The organism is uncultured Agitococcus sp. (assembly GCF_937920075.1).
Taxonomy (GTDB): domain Bacteria; phylum Pseudomonadota; class Gammaproteobacteria; order Pseudomonadales; family Moraxellaceae; genus Agitococcus.
The window spans coordinates 1-9,343 of the sequence record NZ_CALETI010000168.1 but is presented as its reverse complement, the minus strand read 5'-3'; the positions used below and the strand labels follow the sequence as shown (position 1 = coordinate 9,343).

Below are 9,343 nucleotides of genomic sequence, written 5' to 3'. Positions count from 1 at the left end.
TACAGCCTTTTATCGAGCGTGCCCAACAACAAATGTTAAAACAGGGCTTATGGGTCGTGGTTTTGGCATTGATTTTAAGTGGTGGGGTTGCTTGGTGGTTGCGTCATGGCATTTATCAGGTGGCAGAATATGCGCGAACTTTATCAACACAACGTCAAACAAATTTGCATTTTTGGGCTGCAAAAGAACTCAATAGTTTAGTCTATGCAATTGATAAGATGCGTCAAGAATTAGAGGGGAAAAACTATATTGAGAGTTATGTACATACCTTAACCCATGAACTAAAAAGCCCATTAACGGCCATTAAAGCCAGTGCTGAAATATTACAGGATGACTTAGATGAGACAGATCGACAACGTTTTAGTACTAACATTATTGAGCAAACTGATAAGCTACAGCTACTAATTGAACGTTTATTGTTATTAGCACGTTTAGAGCAACAACAACAAATTAGTCAGCAAGCAGTAGATTTATCAAGTTTGGTACAAAAAGTTATTCAGCAAAAGCAAGCAGTGATTAGTAAAAAGCAGATTCAAATTATCAATCATTTACCTACAACATTACTAATTAGAGGCGAAGTTTTTTGGTTAGAGCAAGCGATTTCTAATATTATAGATAATGCCTTAGATTTTACGCCTTACGCCCATGCAATTAGCTTAAATGCACAGCAAGATCATTCATCACTGAGTTTAAGTATTGAAAATCAAGGCCAACAAATTCCTGAGTATGCCTTAGAACAAGTATTTGAGCGTTATTATTCTTTACCGCGGCCAGATAGTCAGAAAAAAAGTACAGGTATCGGATTAACCTTAGTCAAAGAAGTGATGAATTTACATGGTGGTAAAGTTAGTATTCAAAATCACCAAGATGGTGTGAGGGTAACATTGGTATTTCTTAAAAGTTAATCCCTCATAGATAATATCTGGACTTACGCATTTCACCGAAATTAGCGCGTTTTGTGAACATAAAACCGTTGAAAATGGTTGACGTGTAAACAAATAAGCGATAACCGCGTAAGTCCTAAATATACGAGGCGTTAACAGATTATTTAGCGTTTGTTGCTTTAGTAGCTAACCATGCAGCAAAAGCTTCACGTTCTTGAGGACTGGCTTTTAGCCATAACTCTTGCAATTGTTGAAGAGTGTTAGATTTGATGTTTTGGTCATCGGATGTGTTTTGAAAAGCCTTAGTTACATTATCAACAATAGAAGAGCTTATAGTAGATTTGACTAAAACAGCCGTTTGGCTAGTACCTGTGTTTTTATCGACTAAACGAATATCAGGATTTTTAGCAAATTCTTTCGCTGCCTCATAACGTTTAGGAGGCGAGGCGAGTAGTTGATAACTTTTGCCAGCTTCAGCAGTAAAACGAATGATTAAGGGCTTAGATTTGATAATATCATGTTCGTCAGCTGTTAAATTAAACAACTGAGAATAGCGTACGGTTAATGTATTTTCACCGACATTTAGTTTTTTGATATGTTGACGAGAGCCAAAAAATGTACTGTTTTGTTCTTGATCATTAATACTTAAAATGTGCACAACTTCAGGAACATCAAGTGTTACAGTATTTTCTTGGGCATAAACAGCAGTGGCAGCAATTAAGCTGCCACTAATTAATAAATGAGAAATAGTTTTAGGCAATTTTAATGTTCCTACGACGATACAATGCTAAACCAGTTAAAGAAAGTAGAGACCACCATGCAAGACTGCCTCCTGTGTCGTTGGCTTTTTCTGCATTTTCACTGATAATTGTGACGGTTGCAGGAGCAGAAAAGGCAAGATCATTATCATAAACGACATAAGTGAATTTATCATTAAAAGGAGCAAGATCGTTTTTCGATTGATATATTAAATCACCGCGATAACAAATATTTTTATTAGTATCTGTATAGTCAGGGCAAGGGCGACTTTCACCTTCAATCGTGCCTATTTTAGGGCTATCAACAACGCGGATATAGTAACCACCATTACATTTAACGGTGTTTGAGGTACATAACCCCCCATATTTACCGTCGTTATCATCGTTATCATTGGTAGTCAAATTCATAGTTATTTGACTAGCACCAGCTTGAAGATAAAAAGTGTCGTCACCTGCTATGGGGAGTTTATTTTCAATAGTGAAAAATAGTTGTCCCTCAATGGCTTGATTGCCATTGCTATCAATAAAGCTATATTTACAGGAGCCACTTTGTAATTGATTGATTAGCTTACCACCATTGTCAAACTTAACATAAGGTAATAAATTTTCGCTAGTACGATGGCGAATAGTGCATAAACCACCACTGTCATTAGTTAACTTTAATTGGTAATTACCCTCAGCATCTTTTGCAAAAGAGCCTCTAGAATTTTCTTTATCATCGGTTAAGTCTGTTTCGCTAGGTATATCATTATCTAAAACATTCACTTCAACAATACGATCAGTTTTATCTTTGTTTGTAAATAAAGCTGTTCTGTCTACAACGGCAATAGCAGCACGTCTTTCAACAGAGCCACGATCGCAATTTTCGACATTACTAGTAGAATGTGTATTACTGCCGCGCTGATCGATATAGTCTTGGCATGCACCCGAAGTGATTTTATCTACAACATATTGTTTGCTTAGTGCATTTTGCTTGGGTAAATAAACCTGTGTATAACCACCATAATTGCCTAAGGGATTAAATAGTTCTGTCCAATTTATACTACCAAAAGTGATATGTTGATCATTAGGATGTGCGTTCGTGCTAGTAGTAGACGCGACTTTTAAAATATCGCAACCTTGATAAAGATTATTATCACCACTATAGTTAATATCACTAGAAGCAAGATTACTATGGCAGCTCTTAGCTTGATTAAAGCTTAATATAGAATGATTAATTTGGATGGTGCCGAGTTTACCAAAAAATAATGCAGAACCACCTTCATTATTGATAATAGTGGCATTAAGAAAACTAACAGTACTTAAGGGTGATGTATTTTCATTGAAGTTAATGATATTACCACTATTGTTAATCTTATTCTGTGCAATCGTAGAAGATTGAAGATTAAAAGTTAAGTTTCCACAAATATCTAGTATGCTTTGATCATTACCTGAGCCATTGTTAATAAAACTACTATTTTGAATGACAAGATTACGTGCTGTTGGCTTTAAATCAGCAAGGCAAGTCATACTTAATGCTGAGCCAACACCACCATTAGCCAGATTTTGTTGCCAAGTGCTATTGTTGGCTGATAGATCTGAAGCGTTACCTAGTAGATGAACAGCTCCTCCCATTTTATCGGCTTTATTATTTTCAAAGACAACATTAAATAAGTCTAATAAGCCACCTGCAACAATAGCCCCGCCATATTCATTATGGTAACCATTAACTAATTTTAAATGATTGAGTGTTAAAGCAGCTTTGCTTGTTGCGGTACTAAAAATACGATTTTTTTGTTGAGCATTAATAGTGGTTGTTGCTGCAGTACGTTTGGGTTTAGTTTGGGTAATATTATCAACTTGATCATTTTTGTTTGCACCCAAAATAACCATTGCTTCTTTAACCACTAACTCGCCACGCGTCAAAATATATTCGTTATCTTCTAAAACAATACGGTTAGTACCAAAACGCTCACCAGACCTGCATCCGCCAAAAGGGTTGCGTGTATTAACTGCTTCAATTGCCTCGCGTAATGAACAATTTGCAAGATTTTCGCCAAACTCATCATTTGTGGTATTGACATTGATGGTTACAGCAGAATAAGCATAATTACTTAACAAAATACTCAATGTTAAAAAAGATTGACGAAATTTCATTTATTATTGTCCTCTGTATATACGTCGCCAAATAGCCACTAAGCTCAACATTAAAATAGAAAATATGCCATTTGCGCCATTATCTAATGCTTTCGAGGGAGGGGAACTTGGTGGTTCAGATACAACTCGTACAGAAGTGGTTAAGGTTCTATCGTTGTTCGCATCATTAAAACGACTTAATGTTGTAATGACACCATAACTAAAGGTATCAAAACCGTGAAAATCTGTTTTTGTTGTCGAGTATAATAATTCGCCTGTTTGAGTGTCTATGCTCGCTTGGCCGTGTCGAGGTAAATCAATGACGCGAATACAGCCATTAATATATTCACCAGCACCTAAAAAATTAGCACAAAGTTCGGCAGGGAGTAATTCTGCATCACCTAAGTTTTCCAATGGGCTAAAACGTTTGATTTGACCAAAAACAATATCATCACCTTGACGACTACTAGATAAGCCAGAAATTAACTCAACAGCACCAATATCACAGGCATTTTCGTTATTTTCACGAGGTTTGCCTCGTTGATCTAGGCTAGAGCAAGCGAGACCAGCACTATTTTTATTGACATTAAAGCCTTTATTGACAATGACGGAGTCATTCAGTTTGGTATAACTTGCAAGCAAACGAGGTTTATGGGTACGTGTTAAACCACCATTATTGGCTAATGGGCATAATAAACCAACAGCAGGAGGCGCAACACAATGACCTTTACTGTCTGTTGCAGCCATTAAAGTTTCTGCACCAGTATTGCTAATTAAGAGGCTATTAAAAACATTTGTTGTTGGACAGCCTTTATCTTTGACCGACAAGTTATTGGCAAAATAGGCTTTATTATCAGCAGGAATAGGGGCAAATGATTGGCAATCTAAGGTACTATTATCGGCAATAATGCTATTATAAACGGTAGGCAGGCCAGAATTAAAACTAATACCAACAGTATTTTGCACGACTGTTGAAGTATTAACAAAAATACCTTCTTGAATGTTTAAACCTATGCCTTTGTTGCCAGAAATGGTGCTATTTTCTATTAAAGGATTGATCGGTGCATAGGGTGATGCTTTTAAAGTTTTATTAAGTGTAATGACACCATTATTAATGTTTGTTGTTTCATTGTCAGCAATAAGTGAGCTTGATAAAGCTAAGTTAGCATCTTCTGAAAAAATAGCAGAGCCAGATTCTGCACGATTATTTTTGATAACGGAATTCTTTATTGAGAACACAGAATTTGCTGCGTTATAAATTGCTCCACCTTTCTCGGTAGCAACACCTTTTGCAATGACACTGTTAGTAATGGTCAAAAACTCTTTATTTAAAATTATTCCACCGTTAGTGGCACAATTATTATCACAACCTAAAAAATCTATATTGTTAAATGTGACGGTGATATATTGATTTGATGTAGCAGGATTACTGTCATGGTCATTATCTTTGCCATCATCAATGATAAATATATTGTGACTAGCAGTTGCTTTAAGAATAGTGCGAGGCAAGGCATCAGGATTAGTAGTATCTTCTAGATTTATAATTCCAACAGCGCTCGATGAAGCATCTGCACCAAATAAAGCAAAATTAAGACTAAATGGAAGTGTAATGGTTGAATCAATAGAATAAGTACCTAAATTTGCATATAAAGAAACATTATCAGCGGTATTAAAATCAAAACTAATGCAGCCATATAATCCCTTAAGACGATATACTAAAAGATCGGATTCCTTTTGTGTACGTTCCGTTTCCTTTTGTTTAATCTGATCCTTTAATGTATTAATAGCTGCATCATAACTAGCAATTAAATTATTATCAGGTGTCGATTTACTTTTTTCTTTATTGAGTTCATCGGTTTTTTGAGCTAGTTGTATATTTAGAGAAAATAAACCGTTATTTATAACATTAGTTAAATCAGCAATTTCTTTTTCTAAGCGGCTGATCTCTGATGAATTAGGAGAAGTTTTTGCTTTTTCGTCAGTCAAAGCATTTTTGGCTATTGTGAGTTGACTGCTATTTTTAAGTGATGTACCCGCAATAACGGCTATTTCTTCATCAATGATTGCCTTCTTATCATTTTTGGCTTTTAGATAACTTACAGCCTCCCGAATAGAACAACTTGTATTATCAATATTATTTTCATCAGTTGTGGTGTTAACAACAACGGTGTCAGCCCAAGTGGCTGTTGTTATTAATGACCCTGTTAGTAAACCAAGGAGTAAAACGCGGCTCTGAGAAGCAGGCATCGGAAGAGTCTCCAAACTAGCTTGTTATTTTTTATTAAGAACAAAAATTATTTTTACATTTGCTATGAGAAAAGCATATTTGTAATTTTGTCAAACATTGTACTTAAAAATAATGATTTGTTCTTGTGTGTTTGTGTTGCATGGGGCGTAATTATATACGACTGTAGCATAGACAATCGTGCAATTTCAGGAAAAATTGTTATTTTGTCGTATTGTCTATGATGTCTGTTGTTATACGTTCCCATCTTTATTTTTTAGATGCTCCATAATAGCATCTAAACGTTCGCCAAAGTATTTAGCAATCGCTTTTTCCATGGCACGGGCAACTTCGGCATCAATGGCGATGTCGGCTAATGGCCGCATTTGCCAAATTAAATCCGCAAGACGGGTAGTGGCACTGCTTGGCGGAATATTTTCTTTACCATAAGTATCAATTAAACGTGCAATAACATCAACAAACATATTTGCTACACGCTCAACGTTGCCACGTAAACCACCCACAATATTGAGTAACTCATGCAATGGTAAGCCCAAAGAGACTAATTTGAGTCCCGCATCTAATAAGCGAGGGCTAGGTACTTTAACTCTTGAGCCTTCTTCGATAAATTCAATAATACCCAGCTCGGCAGCCTTAATAATTTCATCTTGTGTCACACTTGCACCAAATAAAGTGAGTAGTTCAAGTGCATCATAATATTGAGGTGTTTCATCTGACCAAGGACTGGTTAAAGCGGATTCTAAACCTAATAATTGGCTTAAATCTTGACCTTGTTCCCAAGCAACAATGAGCTCACCAATGTTGGCAATGCTATAGCCACGACTTAATAATTGACCAATAATTCGTAAGCGTGCTAAGTGGGTATGATTATAGATACCATTACGTCCACGGCGTTCTGGTGGAGGTAAAATACCTCTATCTTGATAAGCGCGTACATTGCGAACTGTTGTTCCTGCAACACGGGCGAGTTCGTCAATAGAGTATTCACTATCTTGGTTGTGCGTTTGATGAATGGAGCTGCTCATGGTTTGGCGTATCTATTAAGTGAGTTTATGACTTAAATCTTGTGCATTTAGATGCATATTTTGTGGGCATAAAACCGTTGATAACGATTTAAATGGAACAAATAAGATAAAAGTGTCAGTCCTAAAAAAGGTATTCTAATGCTCAGTCAGTTGTTTTACAAAGTTTAATGACAGTTTTTTGCGTTGTTGTAATGAGCTTTCCTCTAAAAAACTTAAGTGTTTGAGTAGTAAACCCGTATAATGTGGGCCTTTGATTAATAAATAACGAATAGTTTCAGGGTCTAAGTTTAGATTGCGACGGCCTAAAGCAGCCAATAATAAGGCTTCGCGGTCTGCATCATCTTCACCACTAGGAATACCAAAACAGGCGGCTTGCTGTAAGCGCGACACTAAATCAGCCAAACTTAAACCAAGTTGTGTGGGCATGGCGCGTGCGGCTAATAAAATTTTGGTATTGTGTTCTAAAGCTCGATTTAATAAATGAAACAAAGCTTCTTGCCAAGCTGGATGACCTTGAATCATTTCAATATCATCCAGTGCGATTAAATCATAGTGTTCTAAACTTTCTAAACAATGAGGGTTGTTGGTGCGAATTAATTCGCGTAAGGAAAGTAAAAGTGTAGTATGACCTTGTTCGGTATAATGTTCGCAAGCAGCGGCTAATAAATGGGTTTTACCTGTATCAGGTTGACCATAAACAAAACAGCGTTGCCATTTGCCTGTTAATAAATCGTGAATAGCGGCAATAATTGCTGCCCAACTAGGGCCAGCAAAGTCACTGAGCCGCGCATCTAAACGTGGCCCTAAGTTAAGCACCATTTGGCTATGACGTGCTTTCATGTTGACTCATCATCAATGCGAGGTCGTTGATAAAATTCACTTTGCCGATAACGATTATGGGCATGGTGTAAGAGTACCATAATAATTGCCGCAACGGGTAAGGCGAGTAACATACCAATAAAACCAAACAGTTGGCCACCTGCCATCACCGCAAAAATCACACCAACAGGCGGTAAGCCAATTTTGTCGCCAATTAAATAAGGTTGTAAAATCCAACCTTCTAAAATTTGACCAATAGCGAATACTAACCATACGGCTAATAAAGTATCTAAGCTATGTGTGCCAAATTGAAATAAACAAGTAATACTTGCGGCGATAATTCCAACAACAAAACCAAAATACGGAATAATGCTCGCTAAGCCTGCTAATAAACCAATTAAAATGCCTAGTTTTAGCCCGACAATTTGTAAACCAACGGCATAAATTATCCCTAAAGCTAACATAACCATTAATTGTCCACGAATAAATGCAGATAAAACGTCATCGCATTCAAGTGCTAACTTACTAACGGTTGGTTCAATGTGACGGGGGATTAATTCTTTTATATTGTTAATAATTTTGTCCCAATCTAATAATAAATAAAAAGTGACTACAGGTACTAAAGAAATTAGACCAACGATGCTGATAATATCTAAGCTAGATTGAGCAACACGAGTTAATACGTGACCTGCTGCTGTGCCTGCTTCTTGCCAATACGAAGTGAGCCACGAAGTGATTAAGTCCATATCTAAACGATCTAAATCGACTTTAAAGCTTTTTTCTAACCAAGGAATTGCTTTGCGATTGATCCATTTTAGTAAAAAGGGTAGGCGTGATTCTAGATACATAAATTGTCGCCACAACATGGGAATTAGCAAAACTAAGGTTGTGGTGATGGTTAAAAATAAAACACTAAAAACGGTGCTGACAGCCGCAATACGACTAAAACGCCATTTCATGAGGCGGTCAACGAGTGGGTTGCATAAATAAGCTAATAATGCAGCTGCAAAAAAAGGCATTAAAATAGATTGCAGCGCATAGAGTAGCCAAATTAATACCGCAAAAACTATCCAAATAGGCCAACGGTTGATGATATTGTTCATTGTCTATTATTCTAAAAATTGTTTAACCATTGATAATGTAGGAAACGCTGGCTTAGTTGTCGTCCCATCATAACAGGCATTGCTAAATTTGTTGCTGCCATTGTACTTTGTTTGGCACTAAACACAGGTATCTGTCGGAGTTTATCATGCAATTGACTATAGTTAAGATTTGTTTGACAGGCAAAGTTAACTTGATAGCCATCAATGCTTAATAAACGTACTTGCGAACAATGTGTTTTTAAAATTTGTTCACTTTGAATAAATTGCTCAAATAGTTTGATGTTATCTATTCTAACTAAAAAATCATTATTTAAATCTGGCCATTGCCATGCCATGCCTAAGTTTTCTGCCCAAATGTGAGGTAGATACATTAACCCATCTTGGCTAATCGCGC

Annotated in this window: 8 protein-coding genes; 1 reads left to right on the top strand and 7 read right to left on the bottom strand. The window is 36.5% G+C overall.

From position 1 onward, the window contains the following. On the top strand, positions 1–905 hold a 905-nt coding region (creC, locus tag Q0212_RS06220; RefSeq protein WP_297923653.1), incomplete at its 5' end, for a two-component system sensor histidine kinase CreC. 139 nt (positions 906–1,044) lie between these two features. Here creC and Q0212_RS06215 read toward each other — a convergent pair. The 7 genes from Q0212_RS06215 to Q0212_RS06185 all read right to left on the bottom strand — a co-directional run. Next, complete coding sequence (locus Q0212_RS06215) at positions 1,045–1,644, bottom strand: DUF2057 family protein (RefSeq protein WP_297923651.1); 600 nt, start codon at positions 1,642–1,644, stop codon at positions 1,045–1,047. Then, positions 1,637–3,778 carry a CSLREA domain-containing protein gene (locus Q0212_RS06210; protein ID WP_297923649.1) on the bottom strand — a complete coding sequence of 714 codons (2,142 nt, stop codon included), beginning with the start codon at positions 3,776–3,778 and terminating at the stop codon, positions 1,637–1,639. Before Q0212_RS06210 ends, Q0212_RS06215 begins: the two co-directional genes overlap by 8 nt. Before the next feature lie 3 nt (positions 3,779–3,781). Then, entirely contained in the window at positions 3,782–6,004 is a 2,223-nt protein-coding gene (gene rbtA / locus Q0212_RS06205) for a rhombotarget A (RefSeq protein WP_297923647.1), read from the bottom strand. A 231-nt stretch (positions 6,005–6,235) separates the two neighbouring features. Beyond that, positions 6,236–7,027, bottom strand: a complete 792-nt coding sequence (locus Q0212_RS06200) for a MerR family transcriptional regulator (RefSeq protein ID WP_297923645.1) — start codon at positions 7,025–7,027, stop codon at positions 6,236–6,238. Positions 7,028–7,162: 135 nt separating this feature from the next. Continuing rightward, entirely contained in the window at positions 7,163–7,867 is a 705-nt protein-coding gene (locus Q0212_RS06195) for a DnaA/Hda family protein (protein WP_297923643.1), read from the bottom strand. After that, a complete protein-coding gene (locus tag Q0212_RS06190) occupies positions 7,864–8,949 on the bottom strand; it encodes an AI-2E family transporter (RefSeq protein WP_297923641.1) in 1,086 nt (361 codons plus the stop codon). Before Q0212_RS06190 ends, Q0212_RS06195 begins: the two co-directional genes overlap by 4 nt. An 11-nt stretch (positions 8,950–8,960) precedes the next feature. Then, the coding region (locus Q0212_RS06185; RefSeq protein ID WP_297923639.1) for a hypothetical protein at positions 8,961–9,343 on the bottom strand (383 nt) is incomplete at its 5' end.

Bases quoted from the DNA above. Each gene is read 5' to 3' on its own strand.
- rbtA (WP_297923647.1), bottom strand. From the start codon at position 6,004: ATGCCTGCTTCTCAGAGCCGCGTTTTACTCCTTGGTTTACTAACAGGG.
- Q0212_RS06195 (WP_297923643.1), bottom strand. From the start codon at position 7,867: ATGAAAGCACGTCATAGCCAAATGGTGCTTAACTTAGGGCCACGTTTA.
- Q0212_RS06190 (WP_297923641.1), bottom strand. From the start codon at position 8,949: ATGAACAATATCATCAACCGTTGGCCTATTTGGATAGTTTTTGCGGTA.
- Q0212_RS06210 (WP_297923649.1), bottom strand. From the start codon at position 3,778: ATGAAATTTCGTCAATCTTTTTTAACATTGAGTATTTTGTTAAGTAAT.
- Q0212_RS06200 (WP_297923645.1), bottom strand. From the start codon at position 7,027: ATGAGCAGCTCCATTCATCAAACGCACAACCAAGATAGTGAATACTCT.